Origin of the sequence: Burkholderia sp. Bp9016 (genome assembly GCF_003857765.1) — a bacterium.
GTDB lineage: Bacteria > Pseudomonadota > Gammaproteobacteria > Burkholderiales > Burkholderiaceae > Burkholderia.
The window spans coordinates 1-221 of record NZ_QTPY01000108.1; the positions used below are offsets into that span (position 1 = coordinate 1).

2 tRNA genes are annotated in these 221 nt (G+C 57.0%); both read right to left on the reverse strand.

From position 1 onward, the window contains the following. Nucleotides 1–4 precede the first annotated feature (4 nt). Nucleotides 5–80 (reverse strand) — tRNA-Glu (locus DIE13_RS32670). A gap of 63 nt (nucleotides 81–143) precedes the next feature. After that, nucleotides 144–220: transfer RNA gene (locus DIE13_RS32675), tRNA-Asp, on the reverse strand. Nucleotide 221: the final 1 nt, after the last annotated feature.

The window sequence follows — 221 nt, forward strand, 5'->3', positions numbered from 1 at the left end:
AATCTGGCGTCCCCTAGGGGATTCGAACCCCTGTACTCACCGTGAAAGGGTGATGTCCTAGGCCTCTAGACGAAGGGGACAACGCACTGCTTACATCTTTAATACAAAAGCCCGCTCAAAAACGTCTTGAACGGGCTTCGTTCTGGCGGAGCGGACGGGACTCGAACCCGCGACCCCCGGCGTGACAGGCCGGTATTCTAACCGACTGAACTACCGCTCCA